The organism is Mesorhizobium sp. YR577 (assembly GCF_900116595.1).
In the GTDB taxonomy this organism is placed as follows: domain Bacteria; phylum Pseudomonadota; class Alphaproteobacteria; order Rhizobiales; family Rhizobiaceae; genus Mesorhizobium_M.
Map to the genome: position 1 here is coordinate 120,180 of NZ_FPBI01000013.1, position 24,815 is coordinate 144,994.

Here is a 24,815-nt window from a genome sequence, read left to right on the forward strand (position 1 = left end):
CCGGAACGTGTCCGACGCATCTGCGGCGGCGGGAGTGTTTTCCTGCGCATGGTTTAGGGGAGGTCCGAGATGAACGGCGCCGAAAGTCTGATCGAAACGCTTGTGAAGAGCGGCGTCGAGGTTTGTTTTGCCAATCCGGGCACATCCGAACTGCATCTCGTTGCCGCGCTCGACAGGGTGCCGGGCATGCGCTGCGTGCTGTGTCTGTTCGAAGGCGGCGTTACCGGCGCTGCAGACGGTTATGCCCGCATGGCCGGCAAGCCGGCGGCGACACTGCTTCACCTTGGGCCAGGGCTCGGAAACGGTCTTGCCAATCTGCACAATGCGCGACGGGCCCATAGTCCCGTCCTCAACATCGTCGGCGAGCACGCCACCTACCACCTCCAATACGATGCGCCCCTGACCTCGGATATCCGGTCGATTGCCAGCGCTGTCTCCGCCAGCATCCACACCGCATCCTCGTCCCAGACGTTGAGTCAGGACGGCGCGGAGGCGCTGGCATCGGCACGCACGGGCATGGGGCAGGTCGCCACCCTCATCGTGCCGGCGGATGCCGCCTGGGGCGAAGGTGGGCAGGTTGCGGCAGCTATCGAACCGCCGCGGCGCGCCAAGGTTTCGTCCGAAAAGATCAGGGAAGCCGCCGCTGCCCTTGCCGAGGGCAGGGCGATGATCCTCGCCGGCAACGAGGCAACGCGCCGTCGACCGCTCGCACTTGCCGCTGCGGTGGCGCACAAGACGGGCGCGCGCATCGCCACGATAGGACGGAACCCTCGCGTCGAGCGCGGCGTCGGAACTGCCATCGTCGAGCGCCTGCCCAATCCAGCCAGCCAGCAGATCAAGGCGCTGGAAGACGTCCGCCAACTCATCCTGGTCGGCGAGGAGCCGCCGGTCGCCTTCTTCGCCCATCCCAACGTCCCGAGCGTGACGACGGCACCAGGTTGCAACATCATCCATCTCGCGAGCGTTCACGACGATATCGAGGATTGCCTGGAAGCGCTGCTCGCCGAAACCGGCGCCTCGCTCGAGGATCTGCCGCTCCAGTCCTTGGACCGCCCGGAACTGCCGAGCGGCGCGATCACGCCCGATTCGATCGCCGCAGCACTCGGCGCGCTCCTTCCCGAAGGTGCGATCGTGGCCGACGAATCCATCACCGTCGGCCGGAGCCTCTACAAGGCAACTGCAGGCGCGCCGCCGCATGACTGGCTCCATCTTCCCGGCGGTGCGATCGGCATCGGCATTCCGCTTGCCACCGGTGCGGCCGTCGCCTGCCCGGACCGCAAGGTGATCAATCTTCAGGCCGACGGCAGCGGCATGTATACGCTTCAGGCCTTGTGGACGCAGGCGCGGGAACAGTTGAACGTGCTGACGCTTGTCTGGGCCAATCGGTCCTACAAGATTCTTCGCGACGAACTGTCAAATGTCGGCCTGCCCAATCCGGGGCCGACCGCGCTCAGCATGCTCGATATCGGCAATCCGGCGCTGGACTGGGTGAGCCTCGCCAAGGGCATGGGAGTCGATGGCCGGCGCGTGACGGACATCGATGGCTTCGTCGCCGCCGTGCGGGAAGGTCTCGCCATGAAGGGGCCTTACCTCGTGGAGGTTGTCATTTGAGCCGGGCTGAACTCTTCGCCGCCTCGCCCTTGATCCATTCGGAAAAGCCGAGAACCGCGTCATCCGTCTGGGCCGTGGAAGGGTAAACGACGTGGAACGTCGTGCCGTCGGCATAGCTCTGTGGGAAAGGAACGACGAGACGGCCCGCCGCGATATCGTCCTCGACCAGCGCGTGCATGGCGATCGCCACTCCAAGCCCGCTCAGGGCAGCCTGGTAGGCCAGCGACGAGCTTTCGAAAAATACGTTCGTCGCCGCCGCCAGCCTTTCGGAGCCGGCAAACTGAAGCCAGCGCTGCCAGTCCTCCCGCCGCCGCACCGAATGGAGAAGCGGCAAGTCGGCGAGATCGCTGACGCGCGACATCTTATGCCGCTCGACGAACTCCGGGCTGCAAACCGGCACCAGCTTCACTTCGAAGAGCTTCTCGGCAACCGTATTGGGCGTGCTGCCTGCCAGCCGGATCGCCACATCGAGATCGAGCGCATCGAGATCGACCGGCGCAAGGCCCTGGCTGGCAATGCTGATGCCCTGATCGGGAAACAGCATGTGGTAGGAGCCGAGGCGCGGCATCAACCAGCGCAGCGCGAACGTCACCGGTGCGTAGACCCTCAGCTTTCGCTGTTCGGTGTGTGCTGCGAAAGTGCGCGTCGCCTTGTCGATCTGGGCGAAGGCATCGAACAATTCGCCGGCATAGGTGCGGCTGGCGTCGGTCAGGGCGACCTCGCGGTAATTGCGGTCGAAGAGCGGCCGGCCAAGATGTTCTTCAAGGCCGCGCACCTGACGGCTCACTGCGCCCGGCGTGACGAAAAGTTCGTCGGCGGCTTTCGTGAAGCTTGAATGGCGCGCGGCGACTTCGAAGGCACGGATCGCGTTCAGCGGCGGAAGTCTCCATGCCATGGTGTAATCCTCCCTGTGAGAAATTCTCGCTCAACGGCGAACAAAATTCTTTTCTTTCAGGGCTCTTGCCTTAGCATGGGTTGAGAAGAACTCAACGATAATTTGTACGACGGAGGAAGGCATTCATGCGGTTGATCGGTTCTGAGCGGTCGCCCTATGTGCGCAAGGTCATGCTTGTGGCCCACGAGCTGGGTCTTACGGATCGGATAGAACGGGAGAACATTTCGGTCGCCATTCGAAAGCTGGAGCGCGATCCCATCAATCCGAATCCGTTCGGCCAGATTCCCACTCTGGTCACGGACGATGGCCGCATCGTGCATGATTCCTTCGTCATCTGCGATTATCTCGCCTCGCTTGCCGACGCCTCGTGGCTGCTCAACGGTACGTCTGGTCGTCTGGATATATTGACACGACATGCGACGGCGCACTCCATGCTCGATCTGCTGCTCAAGCGCCTGGTCGAACGCAATCGCACAAACGGTGTCGAGAACGATCTCTGCGGTGCATTTCGTATCAAGGTCGGATGGGGTCTGGACGCGCTTGAAACGAATGCCGGCGGCTGGATGCAGATGCCTGTCGAACTCGGTCAACTGACTGTCGCCTGCGCTCTCGCCTATATCGATTTCCGCTTCGAGGACGATGCATGGCGGCACGGCCGTCCGTCACTTGCCGCCTGGTACGAAAACATGAGCGCTCGGCCCTCCATGCGTGCAACCACTTTCAAGGCCTGAAGGGCGGCGGGAATGATCGACTTTGCGGATGTGAACGGGGTTGCCCTGAGATACAGCCTGTCCGGGGCGGGTACGCGTCGCCTCGTCCTGGTCCACGAGATGGGCGGAACGCTTGAAAGCTGGACGGAGGTCGCCGACCATCTCGCGCCGGACTATCAGATCCTGACTTACGACACGCGCGGCGCAGGGCTGTCGGAAAAGATCCGCGGCGAGGTCGGCATCGACGATCTCGCATCCGACCTGCTAGCTCTGCTGGATCGCATCGGCTGGAAAGACGGCCTCTCGATTGCCGGCTGCGCCGTCGGTGCCGCGATCGCGATCCGCGCCATCATCCGCCAGCCGGCCCGATTTGTCGCGCTTGCGGCGCTGTCTCCGGCTCTGGGTGTTGCGGCCGGAAAACGCGACGAGACGATCGCTGCCGGCGATCGGCTGATCGAACTCGGCGTGCGGACGGTCGGTGACAGCAGCTGGGACCGAGCGTTCCCACTGCTGCTGCGGGACAATGCCGAACGCGTCAACGCGGTGCGCTGCCGCAAGCTCGGAAATGATCCCGAGAGCTTTGCGGCACTCTACCGGATGGTCGCAACGATGGACATGGCGAGTGACCTCTCGGGGATCGCCTGCCCGGCGCTCTTTCTGGCCGGGCGCCATGACCAGACGCGCACGCCGGAGATGGTTCAGGCCTATTCGGCACAGGTGCCGGACGCACGGTTTGCGGTCGTCGAAAGCGGCCATGTCATGCAGGCGTTAACCCCTGATCCGGTCGCTGAGTGTCTGCGGGATTTTTTCGCGGCGGTCGCTTGAACGGCAGTCGCACGATTTTGATGCACTGTGCTCCGTCAGCGCCACAACGTACGAGCGGGCTAAGGAGCTGATGCATCAAAGAGAATTGTCCTGGCCGCCGCGCGGGTCTTTTTGACGTGTCGACTGAAACTCAACCCGTCGGGCAAAAAACCTCGTTTGACGCCTCGGCGACGGTAAAGCAGGGTCGCCCGGCATGACCCCGGAGACACGGGCGTCGCATGCGGGAGGACTGAATGCCTGTTGAGAGTGAAATCAGAGGTCACATCGCCATCGTGACCCTGAATCGGCCGGAAGCGCTGAATTCCATCGATCCGGAGACGAGAACCGAACTGCGCGAGGTGTTCGGGCGCATCGGTTCGGATAATGCGGTGCGTGTGGTCATTCTGACAGGCACTGGCGAAAGAGCCTTCTGCACCGGTTCCGATCTCAAAAAGACAATGCCTCCCAAGACGAGCTTTGCCCAGCAGGCGTTCGGTGCCGGTTCGAAACAGGATACGGAATCGACCACCAGGGTGCTTTCGATCCCGCAGCCTGTCATTTGCGCAATCAATGGCATTGCGGTCGCCGGCGGTCTGGAAATGGCGATGGCGTGCGATATTCGGATAGCCGTTTCCACAGCCAGTTTCGGTCTTTCGGAAGTCAGGGTCGGCAGCATTCCCGGAGGCGGTGGCACCCAACGCCTGCCGCGCCTGGTGGGCCTGACGAATGCCATGCCGATGCTGCTCGGCGGCGGCCGCATCGATGCCGCCGAGGCACTGCGGATCGGCCTCGTGTCGAAGATCGTCGAGCCGGCAGCGCTCATGGATGAGGCACTTGCTCTGGCAGAAGAGATCGCCGCCAACGCACCACTCGCCGTGCGCGCTGTGAAGGCCCTGGTCCATCAGGGTGCGAACCTTCCTCTGTCGGAAGGGCTGGAAATGGAACGCATCACCTTCGGCATCATGCGCGACACGAAGGATCGTATCGAGGGGAGAGTGGCTTTCGCCGAAAAACGAAAGCCGATTTACGTCGGCGAATAAACAAACCATATCAAGGGAGGAGGACATCGTGAAGACAATGAAGTTGGCTGCAGCCGCAATCCTGGCAATGCTCGTGGCAAGTTCCGCCAGCGCTGCCGATCAGGCGCTCATCGACGCCGCGAAGAAGGAAGGCAAGGTCGTCTGGTACACGTCTCTGGTCCAGGACCAGGCGGTGCGGCCGCTGGCGGCTGCTTTCGAGGCAAAGTATCCAGGCGTGAAGGTCGAGGCGGTGACCGGCAAGGTCGCCGATCTCCTCATGAGGATCAATGACGAGATCAAGGTCAACAAGCTGCAGGCTGACGTCCATCACGGCGGCGGAACGGTCGGGGCCCTTATCAGCGCCGGTCAGGTTGCGGACTATATTCCAGATTCAGCGGCAAACTATCCCGCCGAGCTAAAGGACCCGAACGGCAAGTGGGTCGCCCATGTCGTCAACTTCCTGGTTCCGGCCTACAATACCGAATTGATCGACGAGGCCGATGCTCCCAAGACCTACGAGGATTTGCTGAAGCCGGAGTTCACGGGCAAGATCGCGTGGGCAACCTCGATGACCCAGGGCGGCCCTCCCGGCTTCATCGGCACCGTGCTCGGCGTGATGGGCGAGGAGAAAGGCATGGAATATCTCCGCGCCCTTTCGAAGCAGAAAATCATCAATGTTCCGGCAAACCAGCGCGTCGTGCTCGATCAGGTCATCGTCGGCGAATATCCGCTCGCTCTCGCGACGTTCAGCCACCACAGCGACATCAGCGCCGAACAGGGGGCGCCGGTCAAATGGGTCGCGCTCAAGCCGATGGTCACCGGAACATCCGATCCGATCTTTCTCATGAAGCAGGCGCCCCATCCGAATGCGGGCAAGCTTTTCATAGACTACGTTCTCTCCGACGAAGGGCAGGAGGTTCTGCTTAAAGCTGGATATATCCCGGCCAATCCGGCCATCCGCAACAAGGACAGCAATCCGGACTCCTACGCGCTTACCCCTGAAGCGGTCGCACAGCACCTGAAAGAGTGGATCAAGGTCTACGACGAGCTGTTCAAATGAGCCAAGTGGCGATCGACAACGGCGTCCGGCGGGTAGTAACCCGCCAGACCGGAACCTGGCGAGGCAGGGGTGCGCGCCTTTATCTGCCGGTCGTGTTGCTGACGGTAGTGCTTGCCATCTTCGTGCTTCCACCGGCCGTCATGCTCATACAGACGAGCCTGGTCGACTATGCGAATCCCGACGCTGGATATTCCCTTGTAAACTTTAGTCACCTGCTGGCCGATCCGGCGCTCTATCGCAGCGGCTTCAACTCGATCGTTTTTGCAGCATTGGCGACGGCCTTCTCGCTGATCCTCGGCGCAAGCGTGGCCTGGATCGTGGAGCGCACCAACGCGCCTATGAAAAGCCTCGCCTATGCGACGACGGTGATTTCGCTGGGAACGCCTGCCATCCTTTACGTAAGTGCGTGGGTGTTCCTGCTCGGGCGCGCCGGACCGATCAACGCCACCTGGCGTGCGTTGACGGGCTCCCGCGACGTGCTCGTCAACATCTACTCCATCCCCGGCATGGTTCTGGTCGAAGGGCTGCTCTGGGTTCCTCTGGTCTTTCTGCTTTGCGGCGCGACATTCAAGCGGCAGAACGCCGACCTTGAGGAAGCAGCCCGCATGTCCGGCGCATCGGTCTTCGACACGGTTCGCCGCGTCTCACTGCCGCTCGCCAAGCCTGCTCTTGTCGGGCTGTCGATCTTCATCTTCATCCGCAACATCGAAGCCTTCGATGTGCCTGTCCTTCTGGGAACGCCCGGCAACGTGAAGTTGCTGACATCTGACGTCTATCTGGCGATGACACGCGTGCCGCCCGACCTGGGGCACTCCAGCGCCTTCGCCGTCATCCTGATTGTCTTCGTGTCCGTGCTGCTTTATTTCTACGGCCGCATCACCAAGAACGCCGACCGCTACGCCAGCGTGACCGGCAAGGGTTTCCGGCCTCGGCCTTTCGACCTCGGACGGTATCGCTGGGTCGGCGGCACAGTGATCCTGCTCAACTTCCTGGTCGTGCTGGTGCTGCCCCTGATCGCCATGCTCTGGAATTCCATCACGCCCTTCGTCCGGGCGTTCGAGCTCAAGGCGCTGCACACGTTGACGCTGAAGAATTACATCGTCGTTTTGAGCGATCCCTATTATCTGCATCTTGCGCTGAACACGATCCTGATCGCCGCGATTGTCGCCACCGTCGTTACCGCCCTCACAGCGCTGGGCGCCTGGTTTTCAGTGCGCAAATGGCCGGGCTCGCAACTGATCGAGCAACTGGCCAGCATGCCCATCATCTTCCCCGGTATCGTGCTCGGTGTGGCAATGATCCAGCTTGCGCTGCGCACGCCCTTCGGGCTCTACGGCTCGATCTGGCTGATCGCGATCGCATTCATCATTCGCTACATGCCTTACGGTATGCGTTACGCCCAGCCGGGGGTGATGCAGATCCATCGCGAGCTCGAGGAGGCGGCCGGTATTTCCGGCGCGACGCAGCTCTCGATCTTTCGGCGTGTCGTGCTGCCGCTGCTGTCTCCGGCGATGATTGCGGGCTGGCTGTTCATTTTCCTGCTGGCCTCCAAGGAACTCTCGATCGCCGTGCTTCTTGCCAGCGCCAATTCGAAGACGATCGCCGTTGCCATGTTCGATCAATGGACGAACGGTCAACCGGGCGAGGTCGCTGCCCTGGGCATCATCTGGACGATCCTGATGTCATGCTGTGCAGGCGTCCTGATCATGCTCACACGAAAAGATTCCAAATCAGAAGGTGCGTTGTGACCGCATTGAACAATTCGACTCTAGAGGTCACCAACCTCAGCAAGACCTATTGGTCCAACAACGCAAAATTTCCCGGCGGCGGGATCAAGCCCATCAGCTTCTCGCTGAAGGCTGGGACCTTCTTCACGCTTCTCGGGCCATCCGGCTGCGGTAAGACCACGACGCTGCGCTGCATCGCCGGGCTCGAGGTGCCGGACGAAGGACGGCTGGCGCTCGGGTCGACGACCTTCTTCGACGCGGCGTCGGACTCCAATCTCGCCCTCAACCAGCGCAATATCGGCATGGTCTTCCAGTCCTACGCGATCTGGCCGCATATGACCGTCTTCGAGAATGTGGCATTTCCGTTGAGGGTGCGCCGCGAGTTGAAACTCGGAGCGGCCAAAATATCGGAAATGGTGCGCGAGGCTCTGACGACGGTCGGTCTTGCCGGCTATGAAAATCGTTCCGCCACGCAGCTTTCCGGTGGCCAGCAGCAGCGCGTGGCGCTGGCGCGTGCGATTGTCCGCCATCCGGGCCTGCTGCTCCTGGACGAACCGTTGTCGAATCTCGACGCCTTGCTGCGTGACGAGATGCGCAACGAGCTGAAGCGCCTGCAGAAGCAGATCGGCATCACGACCATCTATGTGACGCATGACCAGCATGAAGCTCTGGAAATGTCTGACATCATCGCGGTGATCAATTCCGGCGTGCTGGAGCAGATGGGGCCGCCGCGCGACATCTACAATCGGCCGAAAAACGCCTTCGTCGCGGGGTTCGTCGGCGCGACCAATCTTCTGCCGGCCAGGCTCACGGAAGCAGCATCGTCGGGACACTATCGCTCGATCCAGCTCGACAGCGGCGAAACCGTCAAGAACTGGTTTCCCCATGCCGTCGGCGTTAACAGCAAGATCGCCGTTTCGATCCGGCCGGAGGCGATCCGCCTCGCAGCACCCGGCGGGACGGCACCCGAAGGCTTCAACACGCTGGAAGGCACGATCATCTCGTCGGGCTTTCTCGGCAACGTCGTGCGCTACGCGGTGCAGTTGAAGGGAAGCCGAATCCAGGTGCATCAAGCCGCTGATACCCATTTCAACGATGGCGACAGGGTTTCGGTCCAGTTCAGCCCGGACAAGGCTCTGGGTCTCAGCGACGAAAGGCATTCCGCATGATCGACAAGCGCGTCGCCTCGCTGGCCGCAGCGCTGGAGGGCATTGCCGACGGCTCGATCGTCATGATCGGCGGCTTCGGCGCCGTCGGACAACCCGATGCCCTCATCGATGCCTTGTCGGAGCTGGGCGTGCGGGATCTGACCATCGTCGCCAACAATGCGGGGTGGAGCGCCGAGACCGGAATACCGCGGCTGATGGATCTCGGTCTGGTCCGCAAGATCGTCTGCTCCTTTCCGAAGGGATCGACGGTCTTTCGGGAACTGTATCTGGCCGGAAAGATCGAGCTTGAGCTGGTACCGCAGGGAACGCTCGCCGAGCGGATACGCTGCGCAGGTGCGGGCGTTCCGGCCTTCTACACGCCGACCGCCGTCGGAACGCCGCTTGCCGAGGGCAAGGAACACCGCGACTTCGACGGGCGCACCTATGTTCTGGAGCGGGCGCTTCATGCCGATGTCGCCCTTGTCGAGGCCTGGAAGGCCGACCGCTGGGGCAACCTCGAATATCGGGGCTCCGGCCGCAACTTCAATCCGATCATGGCAATGGCCGCAAAGCTGACGATCGTCCAGGCGAACGCCGTGTCCGCCGATCCGCTGGACCCGAATTCCGTTGTCACGCCCGGGATTTTCGTGAACCGTGTCGTTCAAATTGCAAGCCGCGTGGAAAATCTTCTCGCGGCCCAACAGCAGGCATGAAGGAGGGCACATGAACCAACAGCAGAACCCAGGCCCGGTTCGTGCGGATGCCGACAAGACGGATCGGGATGCCGTCGCCAGCCGTTTGGCGCGCGACATTCAGGAGGGCTGGTACGTCAATCTTGGGGTCGGCATGCCAACCCGTGTCTCCAACATGATCGAGGACGACCGGGAGGTCGTTTTCCATTCCGAGAACGGCATTCTCGGAATGGGCCCGGCGCCCGTATCGGAGGCTCCCGATCCCTGGCTTGTGAATGCCAGCAAGAAGGCGGTGACGCTCGTCCCCGGAGCTTCGCTGTTCCACCACGGCGACAGCTTTGCCATGATCCGGGGCGGCCATATCGATCTTTGCGTCCTTGGCGCTTTCGAGGTGGCGCAAAACGGCGACCTTGCCAACTGGACAACAAGTTCCGACGAGCTTCTGCCGGCGGTCGGTGGGGCCATGGATCTCGGCGTCGGGGCAAAGCGGGTGTGGATTCTGATGCAGCACATGTCGCGTGACGGGGAACCGAAACTGGTCGAGCGCTGCAAATATCCGCTGACGGCGCCGGGCGCTGTCGATCGCGTCTACACCGAGCTTGGTGTGTTCGAGATAGTCGACGGGCGTTTCAAGGTTCTGGAACTCGCCGATGGCGTGACGCTCGACAAGGCGCAGGCCGCGACCGGCGCGCCTCTGTATACTGCCTGAACATGGCAGACGCTCGTTTCCGCGCCATTCTTGAAGGTGACAGGTGCGTGAACCCGGCCTCCGTCTTCGATCCGCTGACGGCGCGCATGGCCGGGGATGCTGGATTTGAACTGGCGGTTCTCGGCGGCTCGGTGGCAGCAATTGTTATTCTCGGAGCGCCGGACCATGCGCTGTTGACGCTGGACGAGCTGGCGGGGCTGTGCCGGCGCATTTGCCGAAATGCACCAATACCCCTGATGGTCGACGCGGACCATGGGTTCGGCAATGCGCTGAATGTCATGCGATGCGTGGAGGAACTGGAGCTTGCCGGGGTGGCGGGGATTTCGCTGGAAGATACGGTTCTGCCCTATCCCTTCGGCGTCACCGAACCGACGCTGCTGTCAGTGGAGGAGGCGACGGGGAAAATCGCTGCCGCCGTCGCCGCCCGCCGCAATCCGGATTTCGCCATCCTTGCGCGGACCATGGTCAGGCAAGGCGAGATCGACGATCTGGTGGAGCGAGCCAGCGCCTATACAGGTGCCGGTGCCTCCGGGATTTTTCTGACTGGCATCCGCAGAATCGACGAAGTCGAAGCCGTCCGCAACGCCACGAAGCTGCCGTTGGTGCTTGGCGCCGCGCGGGGCGAACTTGCGTCCGCAGACCTTGCATCGCTCGGCGTGCGGGTGTGTCTTCAGGGACATCATGTGTTGCCTGCGGCGCTCGCGGCTGCCTGGAAATCCTACCAGACTTCGCGCGGGTCGCCTGTTGCCGAGCAAGGGCCGCCGGACGATTTCATGGATCGCTACAACGAGACGGCGCGCTACGAAAAACTCATTGATAAGTTCTTGAAATAGCGAGATAAAGATACCGCGCGCGGTCCACTTGCGCGCCTATTTTCATCTGAACCCTGTTTTGAGCCATGCGCATCGTGCGGACGATTTTTCGTCGTTTGACGCAGATGCAGCCTTCGATGACAGTCGCCGCAAATCGCAGATTGCGGCGGACAGCGAGACGGGAGGCGACGTGACGACTGGACTTTCAAAAGTGGCCGGGGTGGTGGGTGTCGGCCATACCGATTGGCGCGAAGATTACGCGGCCGTGCGCGAGGGCAAGGTCAAATACGATTCCATCGGCCTCGGGGCCCTGGCCTTCGTTCGGGCACTTGAGGATGCCGGGATATCACGCGACGAGGTCGACGGGCTTATCGTCGGCCCGACGACGCCTTATGAGCGTATGGGCGAGGTGCTCGGCATCGATGCGCGCTGGGGTGGCCAGGCGGATGCCATGCTCGGTGTCATCCAGGCCTGCATGGCCATCAAGTCCGGCATGGCCGAAGTCGTGGCCTTGGTCTACGGCAACAACCAGCGCTCCGGAAAGGTCAACTATGGCGGTAGCAATGCAGCCGGCGGCGCATCCTTCCTGTCTTACGTCTATCACGCGCCATGGGGCTTCACGTCCCAGGGTGCGCTCTATGCGATGATGTTCCGCCGCTACATGGAGGAAACCGGTCTGACATCGGCCGAACTCGGCGAGGTGGCGGTCGCGCAGCGCATTGGCGCCTGCCTCAACCCGAATGCGCTGATGCAGAAGCGCATCACGGTCGAGGACTATCTTGCATCGGAATTCATCTGCGAGCCGCTGCACATCTTCGATTATTGCCTCATCAACGATGGTGGGGTGGCCCTGATCATCGCGTCGGCCGAGCGGGCGCGAAAGATCACGCCAAACCCGGTCATGATCCATGGTGTCGGCCGCTACGATCTCAATACCGGCGCGACCAGCCTCGAGCCGCGCCTGACGGAGTACTACCTACCCGCCCAGCAGCGCGTGGCCGAGCAGGTCTTCGATATGGCGGGGGTCGGGCCTGAGGACATGGACAGCCTCCAGGTCTATGACAGCTTTTCCTGCCACATACCCCTGGCGCTCGAAGGCTACGGCTATTGCCCGCCGGGCGGTTCGGGAAAATTCCTGCGCGAGGAGGGGATAGCGCTCGGCCGCAAGCTGCCGGTCAATACCGGCGGCGGGCATCTCTCTGAAAGTTACATGCAGGGTTGGGCGCATCAGGTGGAAGCGGTTCGGCAGGTCCGGGGCATCTGCGGCGATCGGCAGGTGCCCGACTGCCGTTTTGTGCACTACAGCTCCGACGTGGCCGGCAAGGCCGTATCGATCATCTACGGGAGGTAGCCTTGGGCAAGACGCAGCCGATCAAGAGCATCAATGACATACCGATGTGGGAAAGCATCGAGCGCGAACGCCTGGAGCTGATGGTGTGCAGCCAATGCGACACTTTCCGCTATCCGCCAGCGCCGATATGCGCGAAATGCCTATCGATGGAGGCAGAATGGAAAGCGGTCTCGGGCAGGGGCAAGATCGTCTCGTGGGTGGTCTTCCACCGGAAGTATTTCGACGATTTTCCACCGCCCTACAATGCGACGACCGTGCGGCTGGAAGAGGGGCCGTTGATCGTCACGAACCTCGTCGGAACTGAGCCGGAAGGAAGCTGGATCGGGCGGGAGGTCGAACTTGAATATGTCGACCATGACGGGCGCAAGCAGCATGCTGCCAGGATCGTTGACTGAGTAGCCATAATTGTAGATTTGGAGCCTAGCTCCAGGAGGTGCCTAAACGATGTTCGAGCAGGAAGTTCTGATCAGCACGCATCACGGCAAAATGCCGGCCTTTGTCGTCTGTCCGCATAAGGACGGCCAGTGGCCGACCGTCATTTTTTACATGGATGCGCCGGGCATTCGCCCCGAGCTGTGGAACATGGCGCGCAAGATCGCCAAACAGGGTTATTTCGTCGTGCTGCCGGACCTCTACTATCGAATCGGCACCGTCCGTTTCGATCTGCCGCGACGCGAGGAGACCATGTCGCAGGTCGTTCGGGCCTGCATCAGCCATGCCATGAACAGGGCGCAGATACTCGATGATACCGGTGCCGTCATCGGCTTTGCCGATGGACAGGGCCAGGCCAAGGATGGGCCGATCGGTCTCGTCGGCTATTGCATGGGCGGACCATTCATCACCTGGGCTGCCGAGCATTTTCCCGATCGCGTGAAAAGTGCGGCTTCGCTTTATGGCGTCAGAATGGTGAACGAGCTGGAGCAGTCGCCGCATAATTTTATCGGCAAGGTCAAGGCCGAGCTTTATTACGGCTTTGCCGAGCACGACAATGCAGCACCGCCGGAGGTCATAGCCCAGCTGACGAAGATCATGGAAGAAGCCGGGGTGAAGCATCGGGTAGAGGTTCTGCCCGAGACGCGCCATGGTTTCTGTTTCCCCGAGCGTGGCGCTTACGCGCCGGCCGCCTCCGAACATGTCTGGAAGGTTCTGTTCGATCTGTGGGAGCGGACCCTGAAGTGACGCCAGGCGCATTCCGTCCTCGCGTCAGGAGGCCATCTTGATCTACGATTTCTGCGTGATCGGCGCTGGTATCGTCGGGCTCGCCACGGCAAGGGAGCTTTTGGCGCTTCGCCCGCAGGCCAGCCTGCTTCTGTTGGAGAAGGAAGATACGGTCGGCAAGCACCAGACAGGGCACAATAGCGGCGTCATCCATGCCGGCATCTATTACACGCCGGGCAGCCTGAAGGCGCGGCTCTGTATCGAAGGCGCGCGCGCGACCAAGGAATTCTGCGACGAACATGCGATACGCTACGACACCTGCGGCAAGCTGATCGTCGCCACCAACGCGCTCGAAATGACCCACGCCGATGCGCTGCATGAACGGGCAACTTCGAACGGTCTCAATCTGCGGCGGGTGGGAGAAGGCGAGCTCAAGGAATTGGAGCCGCATATCGCCGGCGTTGGCGCTTTGCACAGCCCGGAAACGGCAATCGTCGACTATCGGGAAATTTGCCGGAAAATGCTGTCGCTTCTGCAGGCTGCAGGCGCGACCATCCATTTCGGCAAAGCGGTGGACTGGATCAATGAGACCGGCTCCGTCGTCGAGGTCGGCTCGCAGGGCGAGACCTGGCAGGCGCGTCAACTCGTCTGTTGCGCCGGACTCCAGTCAGACCGGCTGGCGCGCATGGCGGGCGCGGATATCTCCTACAAGATCGTGCCGTTTCGCGGCGAATATTTCCGGTTGCCGCCCCGGCTCAACCGGATCGTGAACCATCTCATTTATCCGGTGCCGGACCCCGATCTGCCATTCCTCGGAATCCATCTCACGCGCATGATCGATGGATCGGTGACGCTTGGACCCAACGCGGTGCTCGGCCTGTCCCGCGAGGGTTATCCGAAATTTTCCATCAATGCCCGCGACGCTGCCGGGATGCTAACCTTCCCGGGCTTTTGGAAACTAGTAGCGCGGCATCGGCGTCATGCGATGCACGAACTCGCCAACTCGCTTTGGAAGCGCGGCTATCTGGAAGAATGCAGGAAGTATTGTCCGAAGCTCGAACTTGCGGACCTGATGCCTTACCCGGCCGGAATTCGCGCGCAAGCGGTCACGTCATCCGGCGAGGCCGTGCATGATTTCCTGTTTGCCGAAACGCAGCGCAGCCTTCATGTCGGCAACGCGCCTTCGCCCGCCGCCACGTCGGCCATTCCGATCGGGCGAATGATTGCTTCCAAATGCATCGAGCGCACGCACTAAGGTAGCGGAGTTGCGGTTTCCATGATCGATCAGGTGCACCGGGCAATGAGGCTAGAAGCGGATCGCGATCGCGCGGAATTCCTATCTGGGCACCACGTCAGGCGGTGGCTGCTGTCTTGCCGACGATATAGCCGAAGGTCAGCGCAGGGCCGAGCGTGATGCCGGGACCTGGATATGAGCCTGACATGATCGAATTTATGTCATTGCCGCAGGCATAGAGACCGGGAACGACATGACCGTCTTGCCGCTTGACCTCGCCCCTGGCGGTAATATCCAGCCCCATCGTCGTGCCAATGTCTCCGGGAAAAATCTCGATCGCGTAGAAAGGCGCTTCAAGCGGTCTGACGCAAGGATTGGGCTTGTTCTCGGCGTCGCCGAGATAGCGCTGATAGCTCGTCGTGCCCTTGCCGAATTGCGGATCCTTGCCGCCTGCTGCAGCGGCATTGGTGGCTGCGATCGTCCGCTCCAGCTGCGCGGCGTCGATACCGCATTCGCGTGCGAGGTGACCAGGCGTTGCGCCGCGCTTGAGGTAACCGTTTTTCAGGTGCCTCCCGATCATGGCTGGGAAGGCATGTACGGCGCCCAATCCGTACCGACGCAATGCGCGATGATCAGCAATCAGCCATGCCGACTGCTGACCTTCCTCCAAAAGCTTGGCAATGAGGCCTTGAACGAAATCATGATAGCTCGACGCCTCGTTGACGAAGCGGCGCGCGTCATGCCCGACTGCGATGACCCCGGGCTTGGCGCGATCGAGGAAAAGGTGCGGGAAGGGTCGCTTCGATCCATCCGGATTAGGGAGCAGCGAAACCGGCGTCCAGAAACCGCCATTGGTATTTGACTCTATGAAGGCAGCGCCTGCCGCTTCTGCCGCCGCAATCGTGCCGCCGGTGCCGGTCGAAGGTGACATGGAGTAGTGCGGCAGGCCCTTGCGGACATGCTCGAAATGCTGTTTGCGGCGCGCCGTATCGTGCGGAAAGCCGCCGGCGGCAAGCACCACGCCTCGCGTAGCCGAAACACCTACGATGCCCCTGGGACCATCGACCTCAGCGCCGGTGATGCGGCCGCTGGCGTCCTGGACAAGCTTTACCAACTCATGGCCGGTGAAAAGCGGGATGCCGAGTTCAAAGATGGTTTCAGCAAGCCGTCCGGCTACTGCAGCCCCCATGACCAGGCGGGTGTTGCGGCCCCAGGTAAGCCGGTCTCGAATGTAGCGAAGGACGGTCTTCGTCGCATAGGCCGCGGATTTGGCAGAACGCGTCAGGTGCAGGAAATGATAGATGTCAGGCCTGCCGAGCGGCAAACCGCCGAGAATGGTGAAATCAGCGATCGGCGGGCGTATGCGATGCAGGTTTTCGCCCAGCCGACGTCCGTCATAGTCATAAGCGTCGAGCACGCGGCCGCCCTCGGTCGCACCATCCGCATCGGGATGATAGTCTGGCGAGACTGGCCGGTGAGACATCTTCAAAGCGGTCTTGTTATGGAAGAAGTCGATCGCCTCCGGCCCCTTTTCGAGAAAGGCCTCGACCAGCTCGGCATTGAAATGGTTGCCTGTTTCACCCCGGATGTAGGTTCTCGCCGCCTCGCGGCTGTCAGGCATCCCGGCAGCCTGCATCAGCGGATTGCAGGGAACCCATATGGCGCCGCCCGACACGGCAGTCGATCCGCCGAAAACATCGGCTTTTTCGATGATCACGGGGTTGAGCCCGTGATGCCTGGCAGAAATCGCCGCGGCCATTCCCGCGGCGCCGGATCCGATCACCAACAGGTCGCAAGATGCGGGCAGGTCAGGCATCGGCGTGGATCGGCTCTTCGCGCGGGTAGCGTCCCATGGCCCAGCCGCCATCGACGGCCAGCACCTGGCCGGTGATGAAACTGGCCTCGTCGGAAGCCAGGAAGCGCACCGCGCGGGCCACATCCTGCGGTGTGCCGACACGGCGCAGCGGCGCGCCATCGATCATCATATGGCGTCGCCAAGTCTCGGTTCGGATACGCTCTGCGGTCAGCGGCGTCTCGATCAGACCCGGCGCCACGGCATTGACCCGGATGCCCGAGGGACCGAAATCGGTCGCCATCTGCCGCGTGAGCCCAATCACGGCGGCCTTGGAGGTGGAATAGCCACAACTGTTGAAGGCGCCGATCTGCCCGAAGATCGACGCCGTGTTGACGATGGCGCCGCTACCCTTTTTCATCATGATGCCAACGGCCCAACGCGACAGCCGGAATAGGCCCAGCACATTGATCTGGAAATAGCGCTCGAAATCCTCATCTGAAGTGCCAAGAGCGTTGGCCCCGCGCGCGACACCTGCATTGTTGATCAGCACATCGAGCGAAAGCCTGGCCTTGTCGATCGCGGCGGAGATCGCATCGGGCAGTGCGGGATCAGTCACGTCGCCCGTCACGGGAATGACGCGGGCATTGGCGGCGGCCAGTATTGCGATACCTGCGGGTTCGCGGTCCACGGCTACGAGGTGAGCGCCAGCGGCGAGGAGGGCCTCGGCAATGGCCAGACCTATGCCTTGGCCCGCGCCGGTCACGACGACGGTCTTGCCGTCCATGGTTGAAGGTTGCAGCGTCATGGCGTCCTCTTCTTAGAATGCGGCAGTGCCGCCGACCGAGCGGCCGCCGTCGACGATCAGAACTTGCCCGGTGACGTATTCGGCCAGAGGGCTTGCGAAAAAGGCGGCGGCATGGGCGATGTGCTCGGGCTTGCCCAACCTGCCGGTCGGTTGCTGGGCGCGCATCTCGGTCAACCCATCTGGCCGTTCCAGCAGCATGTCGGTTTCGATCACACCGGGGGCGATGGCGTTGACGGTGATTTGCCGTCCCGCCAGTTCCAGCGCCAGTGCCTTGGTGAAGCCGGCAACGCCTGCCTTGGAAGCGACGTAGTGGGCATAGTGGCGCGCGCCGAACGCCGCGCGCGAGGCAAGATTGATGATCCGTCCTCCCTCGGGCAGCACTCGTGCCGCCTGCTGGCATAGGGTGAACATGGCGATCAGATTGACCTCGTACATCCGGCGGAAGTCATCAGCCGTCAGCGTGTCGAAGGGAATGACGTTGAAGATGCCGGCATTGTTGACCAGCACCTGCAGGTCCGCCGCCCCTTCGATTAGTGACTGGGTCGCGACTGGATCGGTGATGTCCAGCACTACGGCCCGCGCCTCATGTCCATTCTCTTGCAACTGCCGAACTGTTTCGTCAGCCGGAGCGGCAGCCCGGTCGGCGACGACGATGGCGTATCCCTCGGAAGCCAGGCGGTGGGCGATGGCGCGGCCGATGCCGGAACCAGCACCTGTAACGATTGCGGTGGGGAGAGGCTGCGAAGACATTGAATCACTCTGGTCTGATAGACAGGCTGTTCCGTGGATGCGGCCGAAAAAGAGAGGGAAGGCCGGCGCGGCAAGATCCCACGCCGGCCGAAAGGTCAGTTAAGCCCGAAGGTATTTTCGTCGAGCTTGGAATAGATCTGCTCATTCACCAGCTTTGCCAGCGCCTGGGGATCGTTGCGGTCGATCCCTTCAAGCAGTCCAGACCATTTTGCCGTCAGATCGATATACTGCTTGATGATCGGACTCGGGTCGGCAATGCCGCGTGCGTCCATCGTGCGCTTGGCCAGACCGGCAAGCATTCCATCCTGAAACTCTTTCAGTTTGGCTTCCATCGCCGGATCGGGGTCCATGATCGCGATGCCGCGTTCGGCCGAACCCTTCAGGGCCGATTCCACGCCTTGATGATAGGCCACCTGCGCCCGCGCCAGCGCAAGGCCGGTCAGGTCGAGGATCGCGCGTCGGTCTTTCGGAGCGAGGCCTGCCCAGAAGTCCTTGTTGTAGACATAGGTCGCGCCAAGCGAAGACCCTTGCGGGAGCCGGTTCACGACTTTCGCGATTTCCCAGAATTTGTACCCGAATTCGAGGTTTGTCGGATCAGACAAGGTGCAATCGAGCGAGCCGCGTTCCAGTCCGGTGTAGACATCGGTCATTGGCACGGCAACAGGGGTCGCGCCAAGGAAGGCGATCCATTCGTTCTGCGCGGTTCCGGCGGTGCGGATCTTCAGCCCGCGGACCGAAGCCGGATCTGAAATCGGCTTCATGCAGAAAAAGTTGTAGATCGGTGTCGAATAGCCGCCCACGAATACGGTGTTGTGCTTGCCGTATTCGGCGACCAGTTCTGGATTCATCAGCCCGATCTCGGTCAGCGCGAAAGCGGCGGCGTAATCGTCCCTTGTCAGAAATGCGAGGTCGTTGATCAGGCCCGACAGCGGCAGTTCCGAAGGTGTATAGGAGGCGGCGACGATGCCCAATTGTGCAACGCCGTCACCGACCGCCTGCAGTGTTGTCGGTGCGGGAACCAGCGAACCCGAGGAATAGATCTCGAACTTTACATCGCCACCGGTTGCTTCGGTGATTTCCTTGACGAAGGGCTCGTAGGCTACGCCGTTCAGGATATGCGAGGGCGCCATCCAGTTGGTCGCCTGATAGTCGGTGGCCATCGCGGTGGTCGCCAGCAGCGGCACGGCTGCGATGGTTGCTAAAAGTCGTTTCATTCCTCTCTCCCATGTTTGCGCTTTCCGCGCAGTTGACGACCTGCGCGAGTGCTAATCGGTGCGCAGACCCTGTTGCAAAGCGACTACCTGCCCATCATTCCGGGAAGCCAAAGGCTGATCTGCGGGAAGGCAATTAGCGCGGCGAGCACAAACAGGTCGACGACGATGAACCAGGTCACGCCTGCGAATATCTGGTTGAGCGTCACCCGGTCCCCGAGCGCGGATTTGATGACGAATACATTCATGCCCACAGGTGGGCTGATGAGCCCGATCGTCATCAGCTTGATGACCAGGATGCCGAACCAGGTGAGATCGACGCTGTGGCTGTTGAGCAGCGGCACCAGCACCGGCATGGTGAGCAGCATGATGGAGATTTCCTCCATGAACGTGCCCATCACCACCAAGATGATGCAAACAAGGATGACAATGGTCATTGTCTCGTAGCCGTCGAAGAACCCCATCACCCAGGTCGGTATGGTGGCTAGCGCCACAAAGCGGGCAAAGAGGGCCGCTCCCAGAACAATCATGAAAATAGCCGATGTACCCGAGGCAGTATCGACGAGTGCACGCTTCAGCATTGGAGCATTCAGCTTGCCGCGGACCGCTGCAATCACGCAGGCCAGAAAAGCCCCGACGGCGCCCGACTCCGTTGCGGTGAAAGCTCCGGTGAAGATGCCGCCCATGACCACGAAAGTGACCACAGGCAACGGCCAGGCATCGCGGATCAGAGCCCATTTCTCGGCGGCTGAAGTCGTGTCGATATAGCGCGGCGCAAGGCTGGGGTTGATCATGCAGCGCACGGTGATCATCACGATAAAGGCTATGGCGGTCAGGATGCCGGGCACTACGCCTGCTATGAAAAGCGTGTTGATCGAACTGTCGACCAGCAGGCAGTAGACGATCATCAACACCGAGGGTGGTATCAGCGCCGCAAGCGTTCCTGCTGCTGCCACGGAACCGGTTGCCAAGCCGGGATTGTATTTGCTGTTCAGCATCTCCGGGATGGCGATGCGCGAGAAGGCTGCGGACGTTGCCACGCTCGAGCCGCTTGCCGCGCCGAAAAGCGCGGAGGCAAAGACCGTCGAGGAAGCGAGACCGCCAGGTATGCGGGCGAGGAAAATGCGCGCCGCGCCGAACAGGCCACGCGTCAGCCCGGCTTCGACCGCCACGAACCCCATGAACAGGAACATCGGAATGGCGGAAAGATTCCAATCGCCGATAAGATTGAACGGGATCGCCTTCGATATGCCGATGGCCGCCCCGAGACCCATCATTGCCCAGATGCCGAAGAAAGCGGTCGCGCCCATGGCGACGCCTATCGGTACACGAATGCCGATCAGGGCGAGGATGGCGAAGATACCGACGAAGCCGATCTCAAGACGTTCCATGTCGGTTTCCCCTCAAATCTCGACGGCGGAATGGGTGGTTGTCATGCGGTTGCGCTCTCCCATGAATACGCGCATGACAAGCACGACGACGACGAGGCAGAAGCCGAAAGGCAAAAGGAATTTGGCGGGCCAGGTGGTGATGCGCCATATGCCGTCAACGGATTCATTGACCTTGTAGGCGTGTTTTGCCACGCCCCAGGAAAACCACGCCAGCACGCTGTAATAGACCGCCGAGACGATGTCGGCGAGGATCAGCATGACCTTCTGCGCCCGCTCCGGAACCTTCTCGTAGATCACCTCGACGACGATCGAGCCGCCCGACAACTCGACCCAGGCGAGGGGCAGAAACACTGCGCCGATCATGTAGTAGGCGGCAACGACTTCGGCAGTACCCGGCAGGGGCGCGCTGAAGAGGTACTTGCCCAGAACGTCGATCATGACGTGGAACATCATCAGCAGCACGGCGAGGCCCGCGAGCCAGGCCAGCAGCCGGGTGAGCCTTTCGACAAGCTTTACCATTGTTTCCTCCCCTGCTTTTGGTGCCCTATTGCATCCTGTAGCCGCCGTTGACGTCGATGACGGCGCCGGTGATATAACTCGCATCGGGGCCGAGCAGGAACGAAACGGCGCCGGCAACCTCCTGCGGCGTGCCGATGCGCTGCAGCGGGATATTGGCTGCCGCGGTAGCGTCGTTTTCCGGCGGCAGAGACTGGCGCAGCATCGGCGCGTCGATCAGGCCGGGAGCAACGGCATTGACGGTCACGCCCAGCGATGCCGCTTCGCGCGCACCCGCCTTGATGAGCCCAAGGACCGCGCTCTTCGAAGTGATGTAGGCCACGCTGGAACGATAGCCGCCGAGCTGTGCTGCCACTGAACTGAAGCCGACGAAGCGGCCATTCTCGATCTGTCGGCGACTGGCGCTGCGCAGAAATTCGCGCAGCTGCAGGAAGGTGCCGGTGGAATTGACGGCGTGTGTGAGTTCCCAGTCCTTGAGCGTAATGTCGGTAAGTAGTGGCCGTTCGCCATTTGCCGCAAAGAGCAGGATACCGGCGGCGGCCACGACCTTGTCGACAGGAGTGCCGCGCATTTCGGCCTCGGCGAAGGCTGCCGCCACCGCCAGCTCGCTCGTCACGTCCAGCACAATGGCGCGGTGACCGTCGCCGGGGAGACCTTCGATGGCGGCTTCTGCCGCCGCCTCTGACAGGTCCGCGGCCAGCACGGCGTAACCGTCCTGTGCCAGGCGCGAGACAACAGCTTTCCCGATGCCGCCGGCAGCGCCGGTGACCAAACAAACCTTCGACATGTTCAGAGGTTCCTCCCTCTCCGTTGCGGACGCAATGAACACATTCCAGTGAAAACTGCAAATAGAAATTGCAGATAGAAGCCATTTTGGATACATTCTGTACAAATCGGAGGAGGGCTTGCCATTGTCGGATCTGCATACGAGCACTGAAGTGGCCATCGAACGGATGCGCGAAGCGATCCTCAGCGGTGACCTTCGCCCCGGCGAAAAACTGCACCAGGACAAGCTTGCCGAGATGCTGGGAATTTCGCGCACGCCGCTCAGGACGGCGCTTACCGCGCTCGCGCAAAGCGGGCTTGTCTCATACGAAAGCAACCGGGGTTTTTACGTCCGCGAATTCTCCTTCGCCGATGTTGCGGGCGCGTTTCAGGTCCGGGCCGAATTGGAAGCGACGGCATGCAGGCTCGCAGCCTCCAACATGTCCGAGGCTGCCGAGCGAAACCTTTTCGAACTGGTCGAAGAGGGCGATCGTCTTTTGTCGTCGGACTCACTGCCGCCGGAAAATCTGGTGCCTTACCGGCGCATGAATGTCTGCTTCCACACGGCAATCATGAACCTCGCGGCGAACCCGTGGATCAGGACGTTCGTCGAGAGCCTGCACAATGTGCCGCTTGCCTCCGACCGCGTGATCATGTGGCGGGATTTTTACGTGATCCGGCGGTCGCATGACGATCACCATCGCATTGCGCGCGCGCTGTCGCAGGGGCAGGGCGAACGCGCGGCCGCAATCATGCGCGAGCATATAACCTTCGCTCTCGAACACCTGCACACGCAGCTTGAGCAATTTCCCGGAGATTTCCTGCGCGTCCCGACAGTGGACCCGCGCCCCAAGCGGGCCCGTGCCCGAAACCAGAACCGGAGGAATACCGCGTGACGATCAGACTCTTCTTCTCGCCTGCTTCGCCCTATGTGCGCAAAGTCATGGTTTGCGCACACGAAAGAGGGTTGGCGGATCGGATCGAAAAATTACCTTCAGCGGCGGGACCGGTCGACCGGGACCAGACTATCGTCCAGCACAACGCATCCGGTAAGGTGCCGTGCGCACTGCTTGCGGACGACACGCCGGTCTTCGACAGCCGCGTGATCTGCACTTATGTCGACTCGCTCGCTTCTCCGGAGGGTTCGCTCTATCCGCAGGATGCGCGTCGCTTCGCGGTGCTTACACTCGAAGCTCTGGCCGACTCTATCCTCGATGCCTGTCTGCTATGCCGGTACGAGAAAGTGATGCGGCCTGAGGCTCTCTTTTGGGAGGATTGGTATCGAGGCCAGATGGCCAAGGTGGATTCGGGGCTCAATGCGCTGGAAGGCAAATGGTTTGCGGATGTTTCGGGTAATTTTCACGCCGGCGCGATCGCGGCCGCCTGTGCGCTGGGCTATCTCGATTTCCGCTTTGCCGACAAAGACTGGAGAAGTTCCCATCCGCAGCTTGCTCGCTGGTTTGGGAAGGTCTCGGAGCGTCCGTCAATGAAGGAGACTCTGCCGCCTGCCTGAGAGCGCGCAGGCTGTTAGCCATAGCAAAGCTCCGCTCGCGCTCGGCGCGGGCGGTCTGCTTTTGACTATTCGGCGGCGCGAGCCGTTTGCACCGGGTGGCCGATGCTGGCAAGAATTCGTCCGAGCTCCTCGCGATCCTTGGCGGAAAGCTCGGGCAACCCTGGCAGGCGAACCGGGCCGACATCCCATCCGCCCAGCGACAAAGACTCCTTGATCACTGTCACATTCGCGCCGTTGTTGAACTTCGTGCGCATAGCCTCGAATGGCGCTATCGGCGCAATCAGCCCGCGCGCCTCGTCGTAACGGCCGGCTTCCAGCGCGGTCCAGATGGCCAGCGACCGCTCCGGATCGACATTGACCAGGCCCGACGTGAACCCCTTTGCGCCGTTGGCGTAAAAGGCCGGAGCCCAACCCTCGGCCAGCCCGCAGACCCAGACCGCCGCACAGTCGCTCGTGGCCCTGATGCATTCAGCCATATGCATCAGATTGGGTGTGGCGAATTTGATCCCGGCAATGTTCGGGTGCAGGGCAATACGCACCACTTCGCTGACCGGGATGGCGTCGGAGCGCAGATAGGCGACGACCGGCACGGCTGTTTCTTCGGCAATGGCAACGAAATAGTCAGCCTGCGCCTGCGGCGCCGCAAAAGGATCGAGTGGATGGTGGGACATCAACGCTTCGGCACCGGCATTGATGGCCAACTTCGCCGTGGCAAGAGCCTCGCGCAACGACCGGCCGACAGCTGCGGTGCGAACCGACTTCGACCCTTCCATGGCAGCGAAAGCAACGGCTTGAAGGCGGACGACCTCGTCGAAGGTAAGGCTGAAGAACTCGCCGGTGTTGCCCCCTGAAACGATGTTGTGAATGCCCGCGTCAGTCTGGCGTCGTACCACCTTGGCAAGCAAGTCCTCGTTCAGCGAGCCGTCAGCGTGATAGGGGGTGACATGAATGCCGGATATTCCGCCGAGCGATGCCCGAACCCGTTCGATGCTCATGCAGCGTCTCCTTCAAACCGGTGAGGAACATGTTTCAACCCGTTCAGGTACCAGCCTGCGGGTCAATTGAAGCCGATTTATCAATCATATGAACAACATCTTCTAAATCAGTCAAGCAAAGATGAAAACATAATTGACAACTTG

25 protein-coding genes are annotated in these 24,815 nt (G+C 61.5%); 16 read left to right on the plus strand and 9 right to left on the minus strand.

From position 1 onward, the window contains the following. Positions 1-69 precede the first annotated feature (69 nt). Positions 70-1,611 (plus strand): acetolactate synthase large subunit, encoded by a 1,542-nt coding sequence (locus BM413_RS19645; RefSeq protein WP_091916158.1) that lies wholly within the window; start codon positions 70-72, stop codon positions 1,609-1,611. Here the strand turns inward: BM413_RS19645 and gcvA are convergent. Then, positions 1,604-2,506 (minus strand): transcriptional regulator GcvA, encoded by a 903-nt coding sequence (gene gcvA, locus BM413_RS19650; protein ID WP_091916160.1) that lies wholly within the window; start codon positions 2,504-2,506, stop codon positions 1,604-1,606. The two genes, BM413_RS19645 and gcvA, sit on opposite strands and share 8 nt — an antisense overlap. Before the next feature lie 125 nt (positions 2,507-2,631). Here gcvA and BM413_RS19655 point away from each other — a divergent pair, with 125 nt between their 5' ends. The 13 genes from BM413_RS19655 (at position 2,632) to lhgO (ending at position 14,951) form a co-directional block, all read left to right on the plus strand. Next, positions 2,632-3,237, plus strand: a complete 606-nt coding sequence (locus BM413_RS19655; RefSeq protein WP_091916162.1) for a glutathione S-transferase family protein — start codon at positions 2,632-2,634, stop codon at positions 3,235-3,237. Between the two features lie 12 nt (positions 3,238-3,249). Further along, entirely contained in the window at positions 3,250-4,041 is a 792-nt protein-coding gene (locus BM413_RS19660; protein ID WP_091916164.1) for an alpha/beta fold hydrolase, read from the plus strand. 233 nt (positions 4,042-4,274) lie between these two features. Continuing rightward, a complete protein-coding gene (locus tag BM413_RS19665) occupies positions 4,275-5,060 on the plus strand; it encodes an enoyl-CoA hydratase/isomerase family protein (protein WP_091916166.1) in 786 nt (261 codons plus the stop codon). Positions 5,061-5,097: 37 nt separating this feature from the next. Continuing rightward, on the plus strand, positions 5,098-6,099 hold the full coding sequence (locus BM413_RS19670) for an ABC transporter substrate-binding protein (protein ID WP_091916168.1): 1,002 nt from the start codon (positions 5,098-5,100) through the stop codon (positions 6,097-6,099). Continuing rightward, positions 6,096-7,847, plus strand: a complete 1,752-nt coding sequence (locus BM413_RS19675; RefSeq protein WP_091916170.1) for an ABC transporter permease — start codon at positions 6,096-6,098, stop codon at positions 7,845-7,847. The genes BM413_RS19670 and BM413_RS19675 overlap by 4 nt, the downstream gene beginning before the upstream one ends. Further along, complete coding sequence (locus BM413_RS19680) at positions 7,844-8,995, plus strand: ABC transporter ATP-binding protein (RefSeq protein WP_175544365.1); 1,152 nt, start codon at positions 7,844-7,846, stop codon at positions 8,993-8,995. The genes BM413_RS19675 and BM413_RS19680 overlap by 4 nt, the downstream gene beginning before the upstream one ends. After that, the gene (locus tag BM413_RS19685) at positions 8,995-9,687 is read left to right on the plus strand and encodes a 3-oxoacid CoA-transferase subunit A (protein ID WP_210188943.1); all 693 of its coding nucleotides are present in this window, start codon (positions 8,995-8,997) and stop codon (positions 9,685-9,687) included. The genes BM413_RS19680 and BM413_RS19685 overlap by 1 nt, the downstream gene beginning before the upstream one ends. Positions 9,688-9,697: 10 nt before the next feature. Beyond that, complete coding sequence (locus BM413_RS19690; RefSeq protein WP_091916176.1) at positions 9,698-10,375, plus strand: 3-oxoacid CoA-transferase subunit B; 678 nt, start codon at positions 9,698-9,700, stop codon at positions 10,373-10,375. A gap of 2 nt (positions 10,376-10,377) precedes the next feature. Then, positions 10,378-11,208 carry an isocitrate lyase/PEP mutase family protein gene (locus BM413_RS19695; RefSeq protein WP_091916177.1) on the plus strand — a complete coding sequence of 277 codons (831 nt, stop codon included), beginning with the start codon at positions 10,378-10,380 and terminating at the stop codon, positions 11,206-11,208. Between the two features lie 169 nt (positions 11,209-11,377). Beyond that, entirely contained in the window at positions 11,378-12,538 is a 1,161-nt protein-coding gene (locus BM413_RS19700; protein ID WP_244537928.1) for a thiolase family protein, read from the plus strand. Between the two features lie 2 nt (positions 12,539-12,540). Then, positions 12,541-12,933, plus strand: coding sequence for a Zn-ribbon domain-containing OB-fold protein (locus BM413_RS19705; protein ID WP_091916181.1), 393 nt, complete (start codon positions 12,541-12,543; stop codon positions 12,931-12,933). A 49-nt stretch (positions 12,934-12,982) separates the two neighbouring features. Beyond that, a complete protein-coding gene (locus BM413_RS19710; RefSeq protein ID WP_091916183.1) occupies positions 12,983-13,717 on the plus strand; it encodes a dienelactone hydrolase family protein in 735 nt (244 codons plus the stop codon). 34 nt (positions 13,718-13,751) lie between these two features. After that, positions 13,752-14,951 (plus strand): L-2-hydroxyglutarate oxidase, encoded by a 1,200-nt coding sequence (lhgO, locus tag BM413_RS19715; protein WP_210188944.1) that lies wholly within the window; start codon positions 13,752-13,754, stop codon positions 14,949-14,951. A 97-nt stretch (positions 14,952-15,048) separates the two neighbouring features. Here the strand turns inward: lhgO and BM413_RS19720 are convergent, their stop codons facing one another. From BM413_RS19720 to BM413_RS19750, 7 genes are all read right to left on the minus strand, one after another. Beyond that, a complete protein-coding gene (locus BM413_RS19720; protein WP_348272915.1) occupies positions 15,049-16,797 on the minus strand; it encodes an FAD-dependent oxidoreductase in 1,749 nt (582 codons plus the stop codon). After that, positions 16,739-17,530 carry an SDR family NAD(P)-dependent oxidoreductase gene (locus BM413_RS19725; RefSeq protein ID WP_091916186.1) on the minus strand — a complete coding sequence of 264 codons (792 nt, stop codon included), beginning with the start codon at positions 17,528-17,530 and terminating at the stop codon, positions 16,739-16,741. The genes BM413_RS19720 and BM413_RS19725 overlap by 59 nt, the downstream gene beginning before the upstream one ends. Before the next feature lie 12 nt (positions 17,531-17,542). Next, complete coding sequence (locus tag BM413_RS19730) at positions 17,543-18,280, minus strand: SDR family NAD(P)-dependent oxidoreductase (protein ID WP_091916187.1); 738 nt, start codon at positions 18,278-18,280, stop codon at positions 17,543-17,545. 95 nt (positions 18,281-18,375) lie between these two features. Further along, complete coding sequence (locus tag BM413_RS19735) at positions 18,376-19,494, minus strand: C4-dicarboxylate TRAP transporter substrate-binding protein (protein WP_091916188.1); 1,119 nt, start codon at positions 19,492-19,494, stop codon at positions 18,376-18,378. 83 nt (positions 19,495-19,577) lie between these two features. Continuing rightward, complete coding sequence (locus BM413_RS19740; RefSeq protein WP_091916189.1) at positions 19,578-20,882, minus strand: TRAP transporter large permease; 1,305 nt, start codon at positions 20,880-20,882, stop codon at positions 19,578-19,580. A gap of 12 nt (positions 20,883-20,894) precedes the next feature. Further along, positions 20,895-21,401, minus strand: a complete 507-nt coding sequence (locus tag BM413_RS19745) for a TRAP transporter small permease subunit (RefSeq protein WP_091916190.1) — start codon at positions 21,399-21,401, stop codon at positions 20,895-20,897. A 25-nt stretch (positions 21,402-21,426) separates the two neighbouring features. Beyond that, the gene (locus BM413_RS19750) at positions 21,427-22,185 is read right to left on the minus strand and encodes an SDR family oxidoreductase (protein WP_091916191.1); all 759 of its coding nucleotides are present in this window, start codon (positions 22,183-22,185) and stop codon (positions 21,427-21,429) included. 124 nt (positions 22,186-22,309) lie between these two features. Between BM413_RS19750 and BM413_RS19755 the strand changes: the two genes are divergently transcribed. Both BM413_RS19755 and BM413_RS19760 read left to right on the plus strand, forming a co-directional pair. Next, positions 22,310-23,059 (plus strand): GntR family transcriptional regulator, encoded by a 750-nt coding sequence (locus tag BM413_RS19755; RefSeq protein ID WP_091916193.1) that lies wholly within the window; start codon positions 22,310-22,312, stop codon positions 23,057-23,059. Next, on the plus strand, positions 23,056-23,676 hold the full coding sequence (locus tag BM413_RS19760; protein ID WP_244537930.1) for a glutathione S-transferase: 621 nt from the start codon (positions 23,056-23,058) through the stop codon (positions 23,674-23,676). The genes BM413_RS19755 and BM413_RS19760 overlap by 4 nt, the downstream gene beginning before the upstream one ends. Before the next feature lie 65 nt (positions 23,677-23,741). Here BM413_RS19760 and BM413_RS19765 read toward each other — a convergent pair whose 3' ends face one another. After that, complete coding sequence (locus BM413_RS19765) at positions 23,742-24,671, minus strand: dihydrodipicolinate synthase family protein (RefSeq protein WP_091916195.1); 930 nt, start codon at positions 24,669-24,671, stop codon at positions 23,742-23,744. Positions 24,672-24,815: the final 144 nt, after the last annotated feature.

What these genes read in the sequence shown, in the direction of transcription:
- BM413_RS19645 (WP_091916158.1), top strand. Translation starts at nt 70, where the DNA reads ATGAACGGCGCCGAAAGTCTGATCGAAACGCTTGTGAAGAGCGGCGTC.
- gcvA (WP_091916160.1), bottom strand. Translation starts at nt 2,506, where the DNA reads ATGGCATGGAGACTTCCGCCGCTGAACGCGATCCGTGCCTTCGAAGTC.
- BM413_RS19655 (WP_091916162.1), top strand. Translation starts at nt 2,632, where the DNA reads ATGCGGTTGATCGGTTCTGAGCGGTCGCCCTATGTGCGCAAGGTCATG.
- BM413_RS19660 (WP_091916164.1), top strand. Translation starts at nt 3,250, where the DNA reads ATGATCGACTTTGCGGATGTGAACGGGGTTGCCCTGAGATACAGCCTG.
- BM413_RS19665 (WP_091916166.1), top strand. Translation starts at nt 4,275, where the DNA reads ATGCCTGTTGAGAGTGAAATCAGAGGTCACATCGCCATCGTGACCCTG.
- BM413_RS19670 (WP_091916168.1), top strand. Translation starts at nt 5,098, where the DNA reads ATGAAGTTGGCTGCAGCCGCAATCCTGGCAATGCTCGTGGCAAGTTCC.
- BM413_RS19675 (WP_091916170.1), top strand. Translation starts at nt 6,096, where the DNA reads ATGAGCCAAGTGGCGATCGACAACGGCGTCCGGCGGGTAGTAACCCGC.
- BM413_RS19690 (WP_091916176.1), top strand. Translation starts at nt 9,698, where the DNA reads ATGAACCAACAGCAGAACCCAGGCCCGGTTCGTGCGGATGCCGACAAG.
- BM413_RS19695 (WP_091916177.1), top strand. Translation starts at nt 10,378, where the DNA reads ATGGCAGACGCTCGTTTCCGCGCCATTCTTGAAGGTGACAGGTGCGTG.
- BM413_RS19710 (WP_091916183.1), top strand. Translation starts at nt 12,983, where the DNA reads ATGTTCGAGCAGGAAGTTCTGATCAGCACGCATCACGGCAAAATGCCG.
- BM413_RS19720 (WP_348272915.1), bottom strand. Translation starts at nt 16,797, where the DNA reads ATGGCGGCTGGGCCATGGGACGCTACCCGCGCGAAGAGCCGATCCACG.
- BM413_RS19725 (WP_091916186.1), bottom strand. Translation starts at nt 17,530, where the DNA reads ATGACGCTGCAACCTTCAACCATGGACGGCAAGACCGTCGTCGTGACC.
- BM413_RS19730 (WP_091916187.1), bottom strand. Translation starts at nt 18,280, where the DNA reads ATGTCTTCGCAGCCTCTCCCCACCGCAATCGTTACAGGTGCTGGTTCC.
- BM413_RS19735 (WP_091916188.1), bottom strand. Translation starts at nt 19,494, where the DNA reads ATGAAACGACTTTTAGCAACCATCGCAGCCGTGCCGCTGCTGGCGACC.
- BM413_RS19740 (WP_091916189.1), bottom strand. Translation starts at nt 20,882, where the DNA reads ATGGAACGTCTTGAGATCGGCTTCGTCGGTATCTTCGCCATCCTCGCC.
- BM413_RS19745 (WP_091916190.1), bottom strand. Translation starts at nt 21,401, where the DNA reads ATGGTAAAGCTTGTCGAAAGGCTCACCCGGCTGCTGGCCTGGCTCGCG.
- BM413_RS19750 (WP_091916191.1), bottom strand. Translation starts at nt 22,185, where the DNA reads ATGTCGAAGGTTTGTTTGGTCACCGGCGCTGCCGGCGGCATCGGGAAA.
- BM413_RS19765 (WP_091916195.1), bottom strand. Translation starts at nt 24,671, where the DNA reads ATGAGCATCGAACGGGTTCGGGCATCGCTCGGCGGAATATCCGGCATT.